The organism is Curtobacterium sp. 320, from assembly GCF_031455235.1.
Lineage (GTDB): Bacteria > Actinomycetota > Actinomycetes > Actinomycetales > Microbacteriaceae > Curtobacterium.
On the sequence record NZ_JAVDSI010000002.1, the window covers coordinates 257,863 to 276,370 of the forward strand.

15 protein-coding genes are annotated in these 18,508 nt (G+C 70.9%); 13 read left to right on the top strand and 2 right to left on the bottom strand.

Translation table 11 applies throughout. The features are described 5' to 3' along the window. The first annotated feature begins 13 nt into the window (after positions 1-13). The 6 genes from purN (at position 14) to J2X60_RS04580 (ending at position 7,270) form a co-directional block, all read left to right on the top strand. Positions 14-607 carry a phosphoribosylglycinamide formyltransferase gene (gene purN, locus J2X60_RS04555; RefSeq protein ID WP_070417751.1) on the top strand — a complete coding sequence of 198 codons (594 nt, stop codon included), beginning with the start codon at positions 14-16 and terminating at the stop codon, positions 605-607. Then, complete coding sequence (gene purH, locus J2X60_RS04560; protein WP_309777214.1) at positions 604-2,238, top strand: bifunctional phosphoribosylaminoimidazolecarboxamide formyltransferase/IMP cyclohydrolase; 1,635 nt, start codon at positions 604-606, stop codon at positions 2,236-2,238. Before purN ends, purH begins: the two co-directional genes overlap by 4 nt. Positions 2,239-2,380: 142 nt before the next feature. Further along, on the top strand, positions 2,381-2,587 hold the full coding sequence (locus J2X60_RS04565) for a hypothetical protein (protein WP_309886624.1): 207 nt from the start codon (positions 2,381-2,383) through the stop codon (positions 2,585-2,587). Between the two features lie 394 nt (positions 2,588-2,981). Then, positions 2,982-4,805, top strand: coding sequence for an ABC transporter ATP-binding protein (locus tag J2X60_RS04570; protein WP_070417754.1), 1,824 nt, complete (start codon positions 2,982-2,984; stop codon positions 4,803-4,805). Between the two features lie 110 nt (positions 4,806-4,915). After that, positions 4,916-6,724 carry an ABC transporter ATP-binding protein gene (locus J2X60_RS04575; RefSeq protein ID WP_071294800.1) on the top strand — a complete coding sequence of 603 codons (1,809 nt, stop codon included), beginning with the start codon at positions 4,916-4,918 and terminating at the stop codon, positions 6,722-6,724. A gap of 120 nt (positions 6,725-6,844) precedes the next feature. Next, entirely contained in the window at positions 6,845-7,270 is a 426-nt protein-coding gene (locus tag J2X60_RS04580; protein ID WP_309886625.1) for a DUF805 domain-containing protein, read from the top strand. Positions 7,271-7,279: 9 nt separating this feature from the next. Here J2X60_RS04580 and J2X60_RS04585 read toward each other — a convergent pair whose 3' ends face one another. Beyond that, complete coding sequence (locus J2X60_RS04585) at positions 7,280-7,615, bottom strand: MGMT family protein (RefSeq protein WP_309886626.1); 336 nt, start codon at positions 7,613-7,615, stop codon at positions 7,280-7,282. Continuing rightward, positions 7,612-8,070 (bottom strand): GNAT family N-acetyltransferase, encoded by a 459-nt coding sequence (locus J2X60_RS04590; RefSeq protein WP_229085242.1) that lies wholly within the window; start codon positions 8,068-8,070, stop codon positions 7,612-7,614. Before J2X60_RS04590 ends, J2X60_RS04585 begins: the two co-directional genes overlap by 4 nt. Positions 8,071-8,146: 76 nt before the next feature. On the opposite strand from J2X60_RS04590, the gene J2X60_RS04595 reads away from it, so the two are divergent. The 7 genes from J2X60_RS04595 (at position 8,147) to J2X60_RS04625 (ending at position 18,485) form a co-directional block, all read left to right on the top strand. Then, positions 8,147-10,186, top strand: a complete 2,040-nt coding sequence (locus J2X60_RS04595) for an acyltransferase family protein (RefSeq protein ID WP_309886627.1) — start codon at positions 8,147-8,149, stop codon at positions 10,184-10,186. A 20-nt stretch (positions 10,187-10,206) separates the two neighbouring features. Next, positions 10,207-11,451 (top strand): ROK family protein, encoded by a 1,245-nt coding sequence (locus J2X60_RS04600; RefSeq protein WP_309777205.1) that lies wholly within the window; start codon positions 10,207-10,209, stop codon positions 11,449-11,451. 190 nt (positions 11,452-11,641) lie between these two features. Further along, on the top strand, positions 11,642-14,044 hold the full coding sequence (locus tag J2X60_RS04605) for a lamin tail domain-containing protein (protein WP_309886628.1): 2,403 nt from the start codon (positions 11,642-11,644) through the stop codon (positions 14,042-14,044). Positions 14,045-14,202: 158 nt separating this feature from the next. Next, positions 14,203-15,045, top strand: a complete 843-nt coding sequence (locus J2X60_RS04610) for a PhzF family phenazine biosynthesis protein (RefSeq protein ID WP_309886629.1) — start codon at positions 14,203-14,205, stop codon at positions 15,043-15,045. A gap of 121 nt (positions 15,046-15,166) precedes the next feature. Then, on the top strand, positions 15,167-16,525 hold the full coding sequence (locus J2X60_RS04615; protein WP_309777201.1) for an extracellular solute-binding protein: 1,359 nt from the start codon (positions 15,167-15,169) through the stop codon (positions 16,523-16,525). Between the two features lie 110 nt (positions 16,526-16,635). Beyond that, positions 16,636-17,586: a carbohydrate ABC transporter permease gene (locus J2X60_RS04620; protein WP_396127713.1), complete on the top strand. Its 951-nt coding sequence runs from the start codon at positions 16,636-16,638 to the stop codon at positions 17,584-17,586. 68 nt (positions 17,587-17,654) lie between these two features. Then, the gene (locus J2X60_RS04625; RefSeq protein WP_309886715.1) at positions 17,655-18,485 is read left to right on the top strand and encodes a carbohydrate ABC transporter permease; all 831 of its coding nucleotides are present in this window, start codon (positions 17,655-17,657) and stop codon (positions 18,483-18,485) included. Positions 18,486-18,508: the final 23 nt, after the last annotated feature.

The window sequence follows — 18,508 nt, forward strand, 5'->3', positions numbered from 1 at the left end:
GTAGGGTTGTCCCGTGCTCGAACTGGTCGTCCTGATCTCCGGTGCCGGCTCGAACCTCCGGGCCCTGCTCGAGGCGACCCTCGACGCGGAGTACCCCGCTCGGGTCGTCGCCATCGGTGCCGACCGCGACGCCGAGGGGCTCGGTCTGGGCGAGGAGTTCTCCATCCCGACGTTCACGGTGCCGTTCTCGCGGTTCGACTCGCGCGAGGAGTGGGGCCGCGAGCTCGCCGCCCAGATCCGGCCGTGGTCGCCGGACCTGCTCGTGCTGTCGGGCCTCATGCGGCTGCTGCCGCCGGCGGTCGTCTCCGAGTTCGGCCCCGCGGTGATCAACACGCACCCCGCGTACCTGCCCGAGTTCCCGGGCGCCCACGGCGTGCGGGACGCCCTGGCCGCCGGCGTGGAGCAGACCGGTGCGAGCGTGATCCAGGTCGACGACGGCGTCGACAGCGGTCCGATCCTCGCCCAGGAGCGCGTCCCCGTGCTCCCCGGCGACTCCGAGTCGACGCTGCACGACCGGATCAAGCCGGTCGAGCGACGCCTGCTCATCCAGACCATCCTCGACATCGCCAACGGCACCACCGACCTGAAGGGCACCCCGAGCGCATGAGCGTGCACGCAGCCGACCCCAGCCTGTACCGCGACCGGGACCTCGTCCCCGTGCGGCGGGCGCTCATCTCGGTGAGCGACAAGTCCGGCCTGCTCGAGCTCGCCGGGGCCCTCGCCGACGCCGGTGTCGAGATCGTGTCGACCGGTTCCACGGCGCAGACCATCCGCGACGCCGGGTACGCCGTCACGGACGTGTCGAGCGTCACGGGCTTCCCGGAGTCGCTCGACGGCCGGGTGAAGACGCTGCACCCGTCCGTGCACGCGGGGCTCCTCGCCGATCTCCGACTCGAGTCGCACGAGCAGCAGCTCGCCGACCTCGGCATCGAGCCGTTCGAGCTCGTGGTGGTCAACCTGTACCCGTTCGTCGAGACGGTGGCCTCGGGTGCCGACACCGCGACCGTGGTCGAGAACGTCGACATCGGCGGCCCCGCCATGGTCCGCGCCTCGGCGAAGAACCACCCGAACGTCGCGATCGTCGTGTCGCCGTCGTCCTACGCCGAGGTGGTCGAGGCCGTCCGCGCCGGCGGCACCACGCTCGAGCTGCGGAAGCGCCTCGCCGCCCAGGCCTTCGCGCACACCGCCGCGTACGACACCGCGGTCGCCGGCTACTTCGCGAGCGACGTCGTGGCGGACGCCGCGGCACCGACCACGCGAGGGGACATCGAGACGCCGGGGTCGTTCGACGAGCACCTGACGGTGGACGCCGACCTCGCGGCGACGCTCCGGTACGGCGAGAACGCCCACCAGGCCGCGGCGCTGTACACGAGCGCCGGTGGCACCGGGATCGCCCAGGCTGCGCAGCTGCACGGCAAGGAGATGTCGTACAACAACTACGTCGACGCCGATGCCGCCGTCCGCGCGGCCTACGACTTCGCCGAGCCCGCCGTCGCGATCATCAAGCACGCCAACCCGTGCGGGATCGCGATCGCCCCGGCGGACGCGGCCGACCCGATCGCCGCCGCGCACGCCGCTGCGCACGCGTGCGACCCGCTCTCGGCGTTCGGCGGGGTCATCGCCGCCAACCGACCCGTCACGAAGCAGATGGCCGAGACGGTCGCCGACATCTTCACCGAGGTCGTCGTCGCGCCGGCCTTCGACCCCGAGGCGATCGAGATCCTCTCGCGGAAGAAGAACATCCGCCTGCTCACGCTGCCGACCGACTTCGCCCTCGCCCCGCGCGAGGTCAAGCAGATCTCCGGCGGGTTCCTCGTGCAGGACGCCGACCGCTTCACCGCGTTCGACCAGTCCACGTGGACCCTCGTCGCGGGCGAACCGGCCGACGAGCAGACCCTGGCCGACCTCGCCTTCGCGTGGAAGGCGAGCCGTGCGGTGAAGTCGAACGCGATCCTCCTGGCGAACCAGGGCGCGAGCGTCGGCGTCGGCATGGGCCAGGTGAACCGGGTCGACTCGTGCCACCTCGCGGTGAACCGTGCGGGTGAGCGCGCCACGGGCAGCGTCGCGGCCTCCGATGCCTTCTTCCCCTTCGCGGACGGGCTGCAGGTGCTCCTCGACGCGGGCGTCCGTGCGGTCGCCCAGCCCGGTGGGAGCGTCCGCGACGACGAGGTCATCGCCGCGGCGAAGGCTGCCGGCGTGACGATGTACTTCACGGGCGAGCGACACTTCTTCCACTGAGTCGAACAACCGGCAACTCCGGGAAACGCTTGCGCGCCACGTTCGACTGTGAATAGTCTGTAAGGCTCCGCGACAGGCACGCCGACGGCCTCAGTGTCCACGACAGACACCGGCCGGCGGCACCGCGGACACAACGGTGACGATGACGACGACTGGAGTGACGATGAACACGACGACCGAACCCGTGGCGACGGCTGCCCGTGCGGGTCTCGTGCTCTTCGTGGGGACCGCTCCCGACGCACGACCGTTCGGTGGGGCACGTGGCATCCGCCCGCGTCCCGCACACGCGGCCGTCGCGCCGTACCCCCACCGGGGTGCGCCCGCCGTCACGGCACCGCTGTCCGCGTAGGGCTGCCTCCCACAGCCAGCGACGAGCCGTCGGCACCGCCCGACGACGACGAGCACGCGACGAGCCGTCGGCACCGCCCGACGACGACGAGCACGCGACGAGCCGCCGCGACACCAGCGACGACGACGAGCACGGGCCAGCGCGAGCCCACGCCTGAACCCGGGGGACGACTGTCTCCCGGTGCACTCCGACCGAACCGACGCCGCGCGCGACGCGGCGGCGGGCGACCGCGACGAGGACCGAGCACGCCCCACCGGGGTGGGCACGGCCCGGGACGCGACCGACCCGCTCGGCCGACGACCACCACGCAACGGACACCGAGCCTCCAGACCGACGGCTGCGACAGCAGCGGCCGGTCCAGAGGATCTCGGCACGACGCACGAGGACGCAATCCATGTCCAAGACGCCAGACCAGGCGCGCCCGTCCACCGACCGCCCCTCGACCTTCCGCGCGATCGCGCGGATCTACCCCTACGTGAAGCCCTACCAGGGCCGGCTCATCGGCGGCATGTTCGCCGCCATGGGCGCCTCCCTGGTCGCGCTCGCGATCCCCTACGTCCTGCAGTGGCTCGTCGACGGCCCGCTGTCCTCGAAGGACTCCGCACAGATCTGGCCCGCGGGCCTCGGTGTGCTCGCGCTCGGCGTGCTCGAGGCGTTCTTCATCGCGTCCCGGCGCCGGATGGTCATGCGGCCGTCGACGCGCATCGAGACGAGCATGCGGAACGCGCTCTACGCGAAGCTGCAGGACCTGCCGGTGGCGTTCCACGACCGGTGGGAGTCCGGGCAGCTGCTGTCCCGCTCCGTGTCCGACCTGTCGCTGATCCGCCGGTGGCTGGCCTTCGGCGTGGTGCTGCTGGTGGTCAACATCGTGACGATCGTCGTCGGCTTCGTCGTGCTGTTCACCTTCGGGTGGCTGCTCGGCCTGGTGTTCCTCGTCGCGTCGATCCCGCTGTGGATCAACGGCCTGCTGTTCGAACGTCGGTACTCCGTCGTCGCGCGCCGCAGCCAGGACCAGGTCGGCGACCTCGCCACGAGCGTCGAGCAGTCGGTGCACGGCATCCGCGTGCTCAAGGCGTTCGGCCGCGGTCGCTACAAGCTCGACGAGTTCAGCGAACAGGCCGAGGCGCTGCGCGGCACCGAGATCGAGAAGGCGAAGGCGATCGCGGGCATCTGGCTGTGGCTGCTGCTCGTGCCCGACGTCGCGTTCGCGCTCTGCCTGCTCGCCGGCATCTGGCTCGCGAGCCAGGGGGAGCTGTCCGTCGGGCAGCTGTTCGCGTTCTTCGCGACGGCGACGGTGCTCCGGTTCCCGATCGAGTCGATCGGCTTCCTGCTCTCGATGACGTTCGACACGCGCACCGCGGTCGACCGCTTCTTCGAGGTCATGGACTCGGAGAACACGATCACGGACCCCGAGCACCCGGAGACGATCGCGGAGCCGCACGGTGCGCTGTCGTTCAACGGCGTGCACTTCCGGTACCAGGACTCCCCGCCGCAGTTCCCGGACCTCATCAACGGGGTCGACCTGCAGCTCCGACCCGGTGAGACCATGGCGCTCGTCGGGCTGACCGGCTGCGGCAAGACCACGCTGCTGTCGCTCGTGCCCCGGCTGTACGACGTCACGGGCGGCTCCGTGACGATCGACGGCGTCGACATCCGCTCGCTGACCCGTGCGGAACTGCGGCGCCACGTCGGTGTCGCGTTCGAGGACGCCACGCTGTTCTCGACGACCGTGCGCGAGAACGTGCTGCTCGGTCGCCCGGACCTGTCCGGCGACGAGGCCGAGGCCCTCATGCGCGAGGCCCTCGACATCGCCCAGGCGTCCTTCGTGGACGACCTGCCCGACGGGGTCGACACCCGTGTCGGCGAAGAGGGCCTGTCCCTCTCCGGCGGGCAGCGGCAGCGCCTGGCGCTCGCCCGTGCGATCGCGGCGCGGCCGTCGGTGCTCGTCCTCGACGACCCGCTGTCCGCGCTCGACGTCGACACCGAGGCGCGGGTCGAGGCCGGTCTCCGCCGCGTCCTCGCCGAGACCACGTCGCTCATCGTGGCGCACCGCCCGTCGACCGTGACGCTCGCCGACCGGGTGGCGCTCATGGAGAACGGCGTCGTCACGGCCGTCGGCACCCACTCGGAGCTGATGGCGAACAACGACCACTACCGCTACGTCATCTCGTCGCTCGACGACGACGATGCCACCGCACGAGAGGAGGCGATGGCATGAGCCAGCAGGAGAAGAACCTCCCGGTCGACACGTCGGCCGGTCCAGGAGGCGCGGATCCTGTCGTCGACGACATCGCCGACACGCAGGCTGCCGCGCCCGTCACCGCGTCGATCACCACGCTCGGCGTGCGCGGCGAGGAGCGCGAGGACTTCACCAAGGCGGAGAGCAAGCGCCTGCGGCGCCGCTCCCTCGCCCTGCTCGGGTCGCTCGCCGCGCCGCTCAAGGCCCGGCTCGTCGTCCTCGCCGTCGTGGTCGTGGTCTCGACCGCGGGCACGGTCGCGGGCCCGGCGCTCATCGCCTGGGGCATCGACAACGCGCTGCCGGCGGTGATGGAGCAGAACGACTGGGTGCCGGCGTTCGGCGTCGTCGCGACGTACATCGTCGTGGCGGTGCTCGGTGCCGTGCTCACGGCCTGGTACACGGTGCTGGCGGCGCGGATCAGCCAGGCGATCCTGTTCGACCTGCGCAAGCGGGTGTTCCTGCACACGCAGCGGCTCTCGCTCGAGTTCCACGAGACCTACACGTCCGGTCGGATCATCTCCCGCCAGACGAGCGACCTCGACTCGATCCGCGAGCTGCTCGACTCCGGGCTGAACCAGCTCATCCAGGGCGTGCTGTACATGGTGTTCACCGCCATCGCGCTCGTGGCGCTCGACCCGACGTCCGGGCTCGTGCTCGCGGTGTCGCTCGTGCCGCTGTGGTTCCTGATCCGCTGGTTCCAGTCCAACTCGCAGACGCTGTTCCGCGCCACCCGTGTCACCTCGGCGCGCGTGATCGTGCACTTCGTCGAGACGATGACGGGCATCCGGGCGGTGCAGGCGTTCCGCAAGGAGTCCCGCAACCGCGACGAGTACGGCGGCTACGTCGAGGACTACCGGCAGGCGAACACGAAGGTGTTCAACCTGTTCGGGACCTTCGACCCGGTGCTCGTGCTCATCGGCAACGTCACACTGGCCGCGGTCGTCGTCGTCGGTGGCTTCCGGATCGTCGGCGGGACGCTCGAGGTCGGCGCGCTGCTCGCGGTCGCGCTGTACGCCAAGCGCTTCTTCGACCCGGCCCAGGAACTCGCGATGTTCTACAACGGGTACCAGTCGGCCTCGGCCGCGATGGAGAAGATCTCGGGCGTGCTCGAGGAGCGGCCGAGCGTGCCGGACCCCGCGAAGCCGGTGAAGCTGCCGGACGCCACCGGGCGGATGGACTTCGACGACGTCGTGTTCGCGTACAACAAGGGCAAGGTCGTCCTGCCCGAGTTCGACCTGCACATCCCGGCGGGGCAGACGATCGCGCTCGTCGGGTCGACCGGTGCCGGCAAGTCGACGCTCGCCAAGCTCATGGCGCGCTTCTACGACCCGTCGCAGGGCTCGGTGAAGCTCGACGGCGTGGACCTGCGGGACCTCGACACGAAGGACATGCGCCGCGCGATCGTCATGGTCACGCAGGAGGCGTACCTGTTCTCCGGCACCGTCGCGGACAACATCGCGCTCGGCAAGCCGGGGGCGTCACGGTCCGAGATCGAGTCGGCGGCGAAGGCGGTCGGCGCGCACGAGTTCATCATGGCGCTGCCCGACGGGTACGACACCGACGTGAACAAGCGCGGTGGCCGGGTGTCGGCCGGGCAGCGGCAGCTCCTGTCGTTCGCCCGGGCGTTCATCGCGGACCCGAAGGTGCTCATCCTCGACGAGGCCACGGCGTCGCTCGACATCCCGTCGGAGCGGCTCGTGCAGGAGGGGCTCGAGACGCTGCTCGCCGACCGGACCGCGGTGATCATCGCGCACCGGCTGTCGACCGTGGCGATCGCGCACCGGGTGCTCGTGATGGAGTACGGCCGGATCGTCGAGGACGGCACGCCGGACGACCTCATCGCCGGGACCGGACGGTTCGCGCAGCTGCACGCGGCCTGGCGGGACTCGCTCGTGTAGCGGCACCGTCGATCGGCACTGTCGATCGGCGCTGTCGGACGAACCACGGATCCGACGTGGAACCACGCACTCGCGCTGGTTCAACGTCGGATTCGTGGTTCCACGTGGTTGGGTTGACCCATGAGCGACGACAGCGTGCAGCCCGGCGGCGTGGCCCTGCGCGACCCCTTCTACGGGGCACCCTTCACCGAGGCCGTCCGGCGGTTCTGGCGGAAGTACACCGTGTTCACCGGGCGGGCCTCCCGTTCCGAGTTCTGGTGGTGGTGGATCACGTCGCTCGCGATCGGCCTCGTACTGCAGCTCGTGCCGCAGGTCTTCACGCCGGACACCCCCGTGCTCGAGAACCCGGTCGGCTCCTACCTGTTCGTGCTCTGGGGGCTCGCGACGTTGATCGGGTCCCTCGCCCTCGGCGCCCGACGGCTGCACGACGCGAACCTCTCCGGCTTCTGGCAGTTCCTGCACGTGGTGGTCGGCATCGGCTCGCTCGTGCTCTTCGTCGTGTGCCTGCTGCCGTCGAACCCGAAGGGCGCACGCTTCGACGCGTGAGGGCACCGCTCAGAACGGGTCGTCCGCGTCCGTGGCGGGTGACCAGCGCGCCCGACGCATGTCGATCCTCCAGGTCGTCGTCCCCTGCACGAGCGGGGTGCCCTCGGCGCGGTAGTGCTCGTGCGCCCGGGCCTCGTGGTGCACCGGGGGCAGGCCGCCGGACCGCACCACGCGCCACCACGGCAGGTCGGAGCCCTCGTGCGCCATGACCTTGCCGACGGCACGCGACGCCCGGGAGCCGAGCACCGCGGCCACGTCGCCGTAGGTCATCACGTGACCTGCCGGGATGAGCCGGACGACCTCGGCGACGGCTGCGCCGAAGTCGTCGGGGGGAGCCTCGGTCACACCAGCGGCAGGACCGCGAAGTGGTCGCCGTACTGGGTCTCGCGCACGACCTCGAACCCGACGGCGCGGAAGAACGCCTCGGGGCTGTCGTCGCCACCGGGTTCGTACACGACCGTGAGGCGCTCGAGCCCACGGTTGCGGGCCTCGTCGGCGAGGCCGTGCACCGCGAAGCGACCGACGCCCCGACCCTGGGCCGTCGCGGACACGTTGACGCGCCAGATCGCGCTGCGCAGTTCTTCCTCGGCGTTGTCCTCGTCGAAGGTGCCGATGATCATGCCGACGACCTCGTCGCCGTCGAGGACCACGCGCGTCCACGCCGAGCTCGGCTTCACGTCCGACTCCGCGACGCCGTAGGTCGTCGGCTGCACGAACTGCTCCTGCCCGGGCTTGAGCGTCAGGGAGTTCGCCGCCGCAGCGGTCGACGCGGAGAGTTCTTCGAGGCGGAGGTCCGTCATGCCGCTCAGGGTAGCCGTGCGACCCGTGCGGGGGCCACTACCGATCCCAACGCATGACATGTAATATGTCAACATCATGACCTTCGATCGACGGATCCGCCACGACCTCACCGCGTTGCGGACAGTCGCCGTCCTGCTCGTCGTCGGCGTCCACGCGTTCGGCGTCCCGATCGGTGGGTGGGTCGGCGTCGACGTGTTCTTCGCGCTCTCCGGGTACCTGCTCGCGCGATCGATGGTGTCCGAACGGGTGCGAACCGGACGCTTCGCACTCGGCGGCTTCCTCCGCCGGCGTTTCTGGCGGCTGTTCCCGGCAGCGGTGCTGACCCTCGCCGTCGTGGCGATCGGCGCTGTGGCCGCGCTCCGCCAGCCGCTCGCCGCGTCCGTCCTGCGCGATTCGGGAGCGGCCGCGCTCGGCATCGTGAACTGGGTGTTCCTCGGCCGTGACGCCGACTACTGGGCGTCGGCGTCCTCGACGTCCCCCCTCCAGCACTTCTGGTCGCTCAGTGTCGAGCTCCAGTTCTACGTCGTGTTCCCGCTGCTCGTGGCGGTCCTCTGGCGATCGCTCCGTCGACCCGACGCCGTCTCGGTCCGACGCATCGCCGTCGCGGCCTCGGTGCTCGTGCTCGTCGCGTCCGTGGCCTGGGCCGCGTCGGCGGGGACGACCGCGCCAGCAGCCTCGTACTTCGACACGGGATCGCGTCTCTGGGAACTGGCCGCCGGAGCCGCCCTCGGAGCACTCTCGGTCCCAGTCGGTGCGCGGACGCAGCGCGTGCCGGCCCGCATCCGCGTCGGCGGCGTCCTGTCCGGGCTCGGGATCATCGGGGTCGCCGCCCTCACCGCCCCTGGTGCGGATGCCGTCCCGGTCCCCGACGCGGTCCTGGCGGTCGTGGGAACGATCGTGGTGCTCGTCTCCGGGCAGGGGCTCCCTCCGCTCCCTGTCCTCCGGTGGCGCCCGGTGCAGTGGGTCGGTGAAGCGTCGTACTCGATCTACCTCTGGCACTTCCCGGCGATCGTCGCAGCGACGTACGTCTTCCCCGAGCAGCGGGTGATCGCCGGGAGCGCGGCCGTCCTCGTCGGGCTCGTCCTCGGCGGACTGTCACGCCGCTGGGTGGAACTCCCGGCGATGCGGGTCGGACTCCGAGCCGGTGCGACCGTCCGCGTCGTCGCCTCGGTCGCGGCGTTCGCGGTGGTGGCGTTCGGGACGGGTACGTTCACGGCAGCCCCGACCCCGCAGACCGAGCGGGTCGGCGACGGGGTGGACAGCGCGGTCGCCGAACCCTGGACCCCGCGGTCCCTCGGTGCCGCGCTCGGGAGTGGTCTCCGGTCGGAGCAGTGGCCGGTCGGACTCACCCCGGCGCTGGACGAACTGGTGCCGGGGCCGCCGCAAGGGTACGAGGCGTGCGACCGGACTGTCATCGGCGATCCCGGGCCGTGTCGCTTCGCGGCGGATGATCCCGTCCGACAGGTCACGGTCGTGGGGAGCTCCGTGGGGGTCGCCCTGATGCCCGCGGCTGTCGGGGCCTTCGGACATGACTCGATCGTGCGCGGGTTGACCGCCAGCGGCTGTCCGATGCTCGACATCGCCGTGCGCGGGAAGTCGGACGACGATCGCAGGCGGTGCAATGAGCAACGGGCCGCTGCCATCGACGAGATCAACGAGACGACGCCGGACATCGTGGTCGTCACCCACGGGTACGACGGGGTCGCGCAGCTCGTCGGGCGCCCGAGTCTGCCCGAGGCTGCGCGCGAGTGGGAAGCCGCCGCCGGTCGGTTCGTCGACGCCGTCGCCGGATCGGGCGCCCGGGTCGTCTTCGTCGCCGCGGTGCCGCAGGGTGGGGACCCGTCGCAGTGTGCGGCGTTGCGTCTGAACGGGCCGGACGCGTGCACCTCGGAGCTGTCGGACGCGTACCAGCTCGGAGCCGCTGCCGAGCGTCGAGTCGCCGAGTCCCGGCCGGGCGTGGACTTCGTCGATTCGAGCGGCTGGTACTGCGTCGACGGCCGCTGCCCGGTCCTCGCGGACGACGTCCTGATCCGGAAGGACGGCCAACACATCACGCTCGAGTTCTCCGAGCGTCTCGCCGTGGTCCTCCGCGAAGCGGTGCTCGCCGAGCGGTGACAGCGCGGTATGGTCGCGGCATGGCAGAGCATCGGCGCGGGGCGAACCTCCCGTCGATCGGCGGGTTCAACCGGACGGTGGTGCTCGACGCCGTGCGCCGTTCGCCGGACGGGCTGAGCCGCGTCGAGCTCGCGTCCCGCACGGGCCTCAGCGCGCAGACCGTGTCGAACGTCACGCGGTTCCTCATCGAGGCGGGGATGATCGCCGAGTCGGGCACGGTCGTGTCCGGTCGCGGCAAGCCCCGCACGATCCTGCGGCTCGAGGCCGGCAGCCGCTACGCCGTCGGGGTGCACGTGGACCCGGCCGTCGTGACGTACGTGCTGCTCGACCTCGCGGGCACCGTTGTCGCGTCGAGCACCACGTCGACCCCGACCGCGGACGACCCGTCCGAGGTCGTCCGGACCATCGCGACCGCGATCGACGAGCTCGTCTCGGGCGCGCGCGTCGACGTCGAGGCCGTGCTCGGGGTCGGCATCGCCAGCCCCGGACCCATCGACGTCGACGCCGGCGTGGTGCTCGACCCGCCCTTCCTGCCGCGGTGGCGCGACGTCCCCCTGCGCGATGCGCTCGCCGAGGCGACCGGGTACCCCGTCCTCCTCGAGAAGGACGTGACGGCGGCCGTGGTGGGGGAGATGTTCCTCGCCGGGGAGTCCTCCGCGCGGAACTTCGCCTTCGTGTACTTCGGCACCGGCTTCGGCGTGGGCCTCGCCGTCGACCACGAGCCCGTCCGCGGGGTCGGGTCGAACGCCGGCGACGCCGGGCACATCATGGTCGACCAGGGCTCGCTCGCCGGGACGCCGGACGGCGAGGGCACGCGGGGGGAGGTCGGCGCGGCGGTGGCACCGGATCGCCTGGTGCACATCGCGCAGGCCCGGGGGCTCGCGCTCGGCGGCGCACCCGCGGACGTCGCCGCGGTCGACCGTGCCTGGGACGCGCTCGGCGCGGCGATCGACGCCGGGGACCCGGTCGCCGTCGGACTCGCGGCCGAGGCGGGGACGGTGATGGGCAACGCGGTCGTCCTCATCGTCAACCTGCTCGACATCGACCGCGTCGTGTTCGGCGGCCCGTTCTGGTCGCGGATCGCGAGCGCGGCCCTCCCCGCTGCGCGCGAGGCGATCGTCGGTTCGCCGCTGCTCGTGCCGAAGCACCCCGTCGTCGTGACCGAGAGCGGTCGCGGAGCGGACGTGGCCGCGGTCGGCGCGGCCTGCCTCGTCCTCGACGCGGCGCTGTCGCCGCGGGCGAGCACCCTCCTCATCCGTCGCTGACGGAGGTCGGTCGCGACCAGCCCGTGACGGGAGGCGCGGTGCGGTCCCGACCCGCGCCTCCCGTCCGGCACACGGTGCCGTTCCCCGCGTCGCGCGCGACACCCGTCGTTCACCTCGCCGCCACCGGCCGGATGCCCGGATGCTGAACAGTCGTGCAGGTCCCCCCCCGAACTCCCGAGAAGGACTCTGCATGCATCCCCGTGCTCTGCGCCTCGGCGCGTCCGTCGCCGCCGCCCTCGTCGTCGCCGCCGGCGTGCTGACGACGTCGCCCGCCTCCGCTGCCGTCGGTGACGACGACCCGTCCGTGGGCGCCGCGAGCCCGAACGGACTCGTCGTGAACGAGGTCGAGTCGAACGGTGACGACACCGACTGGGTCGAGCTCCGGAACACCTCGTCGGCGGCGATCGACCTGTCCGGGTACGCGTTCCTCGACGACGACAGCTCGCACGAGGCGTACGTCCTGCCCGCCGGTTCGACCATCGGCGCCGGCGGGTACTTCGTCATCGACCAGGTGTCGGCGACCGCTCCCGGCTTCGACTTCGGGCTCGGCGGCGCCGACACCGCCAGGCTCTACGACCCGGCGGGCGACCTCGTGCTGCGGTACTCGTGGACGGCGCACGCCGCGGTGACGTACGGGCGCTGCCCGGACGGGACCGGCGCGCTCGTGGACACCACGGCGTCGACGAAGGGTGCGGCGAACGACTGCTCCTCGCCGGTGCGCATCAACGAGGTGGAGTCCGACGGTGGGACCCCGGGCGACTGGGTCGAGCTGACGAACGTCGGGACGACCACGGTCGACCTCGGTGGGTACGTGTTCCGGGACAGCGACGACACGCACGCGTACACGATCCCGACCGGGACGACCGTCGCACCGGGCGGCTTCACCGTCCTCGACGAGCAGGACTTCGGGTTCGGGCTGGGCAAGGCGGACTCGGCGCGGGTCTTCGATCCTCGTGGCGACGTCGTCGACTCGTACACGTGGAGCGCGCACGCCGCGACGACGTACGGCCGGAACCCCGACGGCACCGGCGCGTTCGCGGAGACCTCGGCGCCGACCAAGGGCGCCGCGAACCGGTTCGCCGGGGTGGTCACCGCCGAGGCGTGGCCCGGTGGTCCGGACGAGCGGGTGCTCGACGACGAGGACACCTTCACCGATGACCTGAGCGGCATCGACTGGACGACCTCGGGTTCGGCCGCCGGGCAGCTCTGGGCCGTGCAGAACGGAGACGGGCTGCTCTACCACCTCGTGTCCGACGGTGAGGGCGGATGGGCGCCCTCGAACGCGGACGGCACGGAACTGCACCACGCCGACGGCTCCGGCACCCCGGATGCCGAGGGCGTCACCGTCACGTCCGACGACCCCGGCGCGGTCTACGTCTCGACCGAGCGGAACAACGACGTGTCGTCCACGAGCCGCCCGGCCGTCCTGCGCTTCGCCACCACCGACGGCTCCCAGTCGACGCTGGACGCCACCGACGAGTGGAACCTCGCGGCGGACTTCCCCGGGCTCGGCGCGAACGCGGGCCTCGAGGGCGTCACCTGGATCCCGGACTCCTGGCTCACCGCGCACGGCTTCGCGGACGAGCACACCGGCGCCGCGTACACGCCGGCGACCTACACCGGACACGGCGACGGGCTGTTCTTCGTCGGTGTCGAGGGCACGGCCAGCGTGTACGCGTACGCCCTGATGTCCGACGGCGCCTTCCAGCGGGTGGCCACGATCGCGACGCCGTTCTCCGTCGTCGCGGACGTCCAGTTCGACCCGACGCTCGACGCACTCTGGGTGGTCTGCGACGACGCGTGCTCCGGCCGGACGGCGCTGTACGAGGTGGCCGACGGGGCCTTCGCGGCGACGACCGTGTACGAGGCGCCGTCGAACGCCGACCGGACGCTGGCGAACGAGGGCTTCGCTATCTCGGGTGTCTGCAGTGGTGGCTCGCGGGCGACCTTCTACGCCGACGACAACGACACGGACGGGTTCTCGCTCCGGACGGGCACCTACCCGTGCGACTCGTCGACGCCGGGCGACGGTGGGATGCCTGGCGACGGTGGCACGACGCCGACCCCGGTCCCGACCCCGACGCCGGGTGGCGGGTCGACGCCCGCCCCGGGCGACACCGCGCCGGGTGGCTCCACCCCCGCAGCGGGCGCCTCGCCCTCGGGTGCGCCCGTTGCACCGTCCGAGTCGTCCCTGACCGAGGCGAACCGCGGCACGCTCACCGCCCCGGCCACGGCACGCGCCGGCGAGACCATCACGATCGACGTCGGTACCCGGTACGCCGGGCAGCAGGTGCACGTCTGGATGTTCTCCACGCCGACGCTGCTCGGGACCGCCACGGTCGCGGCGGACGGAACGGTCACGGCGACCATCCCGGCCGACGCCCCCGCGGGCGAACACCGCATCGTGGTGACCGCCGAGGACGGCACGGTGCTGGGCTGGACCACGATCACGATCGACCCCGTGACCGGCGCGCTGGCGTTCACGGGCGCCGGGGGGCTCGGGGTCGGCGCCGTGGCGGCGTTCCTGCTCCTGGCCGCCGGTGCGGGCGTGCTCGTGCTCCGTCGGCGCCGGGGGACCCCCGCCTCGGAGTGACCCGGTGAGCAGGAATGGTCGGGTTCGTGATGCGGACCCGACCGTTCCTGCTCACGAACGCGCGCCCGCGAGCCCCGACGCCCGCGAGCCCCGACGCCCGCGAGCCACGCGCCCGCGATCGGCCCGCGAGGCCCACGCGCCCGCGGCGGTACGGTCGCATGGTGCACAACGAGATCCTCCGGTACACCGCCTTCGCCGCCGAGCCGGGTGGCGGCAACCCCGCCGGCATCGTGCTCGACGCGGCCGACCTCTCCGACGACGAGATGCTCGCGATCGCGCAGGAGGTCGGGTACCCCGAGACCGCCTTCGTCACCGGGCAGACCCCCACGGGCCCGCGCCTGCGGTACTTCTCGCCGGCGGCCGAGGTCCCGTTCTGCGGCCACGCCACGATCGCCACGGCGGTGGTGCTCGCCGAGCGCGAGGGCCTCGGGCGCCGGGTCTTCACGACCGCCGCGGGGGAGATCGCCCTCGACGCCACGACCGCTCCGGACGGCAGCGTGCAGGTCGCGATGACGAGCGTCCAGCCGGCGTCCCGGCCGCTCGACCCCGACCTCCGCGACCGCCTGTTCGCCCTGCTCGGCCTGACGGTCGACGACGTCGCGGCGGGTTTCCCGGTGCTCGAGTCCTTCGCCGGCAACTGGCACCCGGTGATCGTGCTCGCCGACGTCGAGCTGTTCCACCAGTTCCGCTTCGCCCCGGAGCCCCTCGCGGCTCTCAAGCGCGAGGCCGGCTGGGCGGGGACGGTCACGGTCCTGCACCGCACCGGCGCGCTGGAGTACGAGGCGCGCAACCTCTTCCCGGCCGGCCGGATCACCGAGGACCCGGCGACCGGTTCGGCGGCGGCGTCGACCGGCGCCTACCTGCGCGAGATCGGGGTCGTGCAGCCCGGTGACCGCGTGGTGATCCGGCAGGGCCGGCACGTCGGACGGCCGAGCGTGCTGCTCGTCGACGTCCCGGCGACCGGCGGCATCACGGTGACGGGCGGTGCCACTCCGGTCTGAGCGGTCCGGGAGCGTGACCGAATCGACACGAACCGACTCTTGACACGGATAAGTAAATACGGTGGAGTAATCCTGCGCGCGGGTGACGGAGCCCGCGAACATCCCGTGCAAAGGAGCACCGATGAAACGCCGCACCCGAATCATCGCCGGACTCGCAGCCGTGGCAGTCGCCGCGGTCGGTCTGGCTGGTTGTTCCAGCTCAGGCTCTGCCTCGAGCGACACCATCAAGATCGCGTACCAGAAGTTCGGTGCCTTCCAGCAGCTCGACGCCCAGATGAAGGTCGTCAAGAAGGAGTACGAGAAGGAGAACCCGGGCAAGAAGGTCGAACTCGTGCCGATCCAGGCGCAGGAGAACGACTACTACACGAAGCTCGCGCTCATGAACAAGGCGCCGGCGACCGCACCGGACGTCATGTACGAGGACACCTTCCTCATCAAGGCCGACGCACAGGCCGGCTACCTCCTGCCGCTCGACAAGTACACGGCGAAGTGGAAGGACTGGAGCCAGTTCTACGACAACGCCAAGCAGGCCGGTGAAGGCGTCGACGGCAAGACCTACGGCATCCCGATGGGCACCGACACCCGGGCCCTCTGGTACAACAAGGACATCTTCAAGAAGGTCGGCCTGCCCGTCCCGTGGCAGCCGAAGACCTGGGACGACGTCCTCGCGGCCGCGAAGACCATCAAGGAGAAGGACCCGGGCGTCATCCCGTTCAACGTCTACTCCGGCAAGCCCCAGGGCGAGGCGTCGACGATGCAGGGCTTCGAGATGCTCCTGTACGGCGCGGACGGCTCCGGCAACACGCTCTACAAGGACAAGAAGTGGGTCACCGGCTCGAAGCAGTTCGAGGACTCGCTGCAGTTCATCAAGGACGTCTACCAGGGCGGCCTCGGCCCGACACCGCAGCAGGCACTCGACAGCCAGGTCGGCACCACGATCGCGCAGACGTGGCTCCCCAAGGGCCAGCTCGCGATCGACCTCGACGGGTCGTGGCAGTCGGGGACGTGGCTGAAGTCCGGCACCGCGCCGTGGCCCGAGTGGTCGGACGTGATGGGCCAGGCACCGATGCCGACGCAGAACGGCCAGGAGCCGGGCTACAACTCGATGTCCGGTGGCTGGACCCTCGCGGTCGGCAAGAACTCGAAGAACCCGCAGGCCGCGTTCGACTTCATCTCGACCTTCCTCAACCAGAAGGGCTCGCTGAAGTACGACATCGAGAACAGCCAGATCGCCGTCCGCAAGGACGTCGCCGAGGACCCGACGTACGACGCGTCCAACCCGACGTTCAAGTTCTTCTCCGGGCTCGTGGAGCACACGAACTTCCGCCCGGCGACGAGTGAGTACTCCCAGGTGTCCAACGCCATCCAGGTGGCGATGGAGTCGGTCATGACCGGGCAGCAGACACCGAAGCAGGCGGCCGCCGCGTACGACAAGTCCGTCGAACAGGTGGTCGGCAAGGACAACACCGTCTCCGGCTGACGGGACGGCACCACCTGACGGACTGGAGGCGCGGCTCGCGTCGTGCGCCGCGCCTCCAGTCCGACCCCACCCACCTTCGGAACCCCCTCCGCACCCGGAAGGCAACCACTGTGTCCAGCACCCCCCTCGCGCCGACGTTGTCGGCGCCCGGTGCGCCGAAGCGCACCGATCCGCCGGTCCCGCGCAAGCGGAAGCCGCTGCGGAACGTGGGACGAGCGGTCCCGCTCCTCCCCGCCGTCGTCCTGCTCGTCATCTTCCTGCTCGGCCCGGTCATCTCCTCGTTCTACGGGTCGTTCACCAACTCGGCGCTGACCGGGGTCGGCGCCGCCGACCAGCAGTTCGTCGGCCTGAAGAACTACGTCGAGCTGTTCCAGGACCCGGACTTCCCGAAGTCCGTCATCCTCACCATCGTCTTCCTGCTCGCCTCCGCCGTGGTCGGGCAGAACGTGCTCGGCCTCGCGCTGGCGCTCCTCATGCGCAGTGCCCACAAGGTCGTCCGCGCCGTCGTCGGCACGTTCGTCGTCGCCGCGTGGGTGCTGCCCGAGATCGTGGCGTCGTTCGCGGCCTACGCGTTCTTCAACGACAAGGGGACGCTGAACGAGTTCCTCGCGTCGATCGGCATCAACGGGCCGAACTGGCTCTACACGTACCCGATGCTCGCCGTCATCCTCGCGAACATCTGGCGCGGCACCGCGTTCTCGATGCTCGTGTACTCCGCCGCCGTGCAGGAGGTCCCCGAGGAGATCACCGAGTCCGCCGAGGTCGACGGCGCCACCGGGTGGCAGCGCCTCGTCTACATCACGCTGCCGGTCATCCGTCGGTCGATCTCGACGAACCTCATGCTGACGACGCTGCAGACCCTGTCGGTGTTCACCCTCATCTACGTGATGACCGCCGGCGGCCCCGGGACGGACTCGTCCACGCTGCCGATCCTCGCCTACCAAGAGGCGTTCAAGTTCTCGCAGCTCGGCTTCGGGACGGCGATCGCGACGATCCTGCTCGTGGTCGGCGCGGTGTTCTCGATCATCTACATCAAGGCACTGAAGCCGGAGGTGGACTGATGGCCATCACAGCCCCGTCCCTCGACCAGACCACCACCCGTTCGGTGACCGCCCCGGGCTCGCTGCACATGACCTCCCCGCGGGGTCGGACCATGCGCTGGGTGTCGAACATCGTGCTGCTCGTCATCGCGGTGTGCTTCGCGGTGCCGCTGCTCTGGCTCGTGCTCGCCTCGGTCGACCCCGACGCGTCCCTGTCGGTGAAGGTGCCGTCGCAGTTCACGCTCGACAACTTCACGAAGGTCCTCACCCCGGAGCTGTCGTTCATCCCGCTCGCGAACAGCCTGCTCATCTCCGGCGGCACGGCGCTCGTCACCGTGGTGTTCGCGCTGCTCGCCGCCTACCCGCTGTCCCGCTACAAGCTGCGCGTCAACAAGCCGTTCCTGTACGGGATCCTGTTCGGCACCGGCCTGCCGATCACCGCCATGATGGTGCCGGTCTACGCGCTGTTCGTGTCGCTCAACCTCATCGACAACGTGTGGGGCTGCATCTTCTTCCTCGCCGCCACCTCGCTGCCGATGGCGATCTGGATGGCGAAGAACTTCATGGACTCGGTGCCGATCTCCCTCGAGGAAGCGGCGTGGACCGACGGCGCCTCGATGATGACGACCCTGACGCGCATCGTGATCCCGCTCATGCGCCCGGGCATCGCCGTGGTGTTCATCTTCGTGTTCATCCAGGCCTGGGGGAACTTCTTCGTCCCCTTCGTCCTGCTGCTCTCGCCCGACAAGGTGCCCGCCGCGGTGAGCATCTTCAACTTCTTCGGGCAGTACGGGGCGGTGGCGTACGGGCAGCTCGCGGCCTTCTCGATCATCTACTCCGTGCCCGTCATCGCCCTCTACGTGGTCGTGTCCCGAGGCCTCGGCGGCGGCAACGCCCTCGCCGGCGGCATCAAGGGCTGACACCCGTCCCTGCTGGAAAGGAA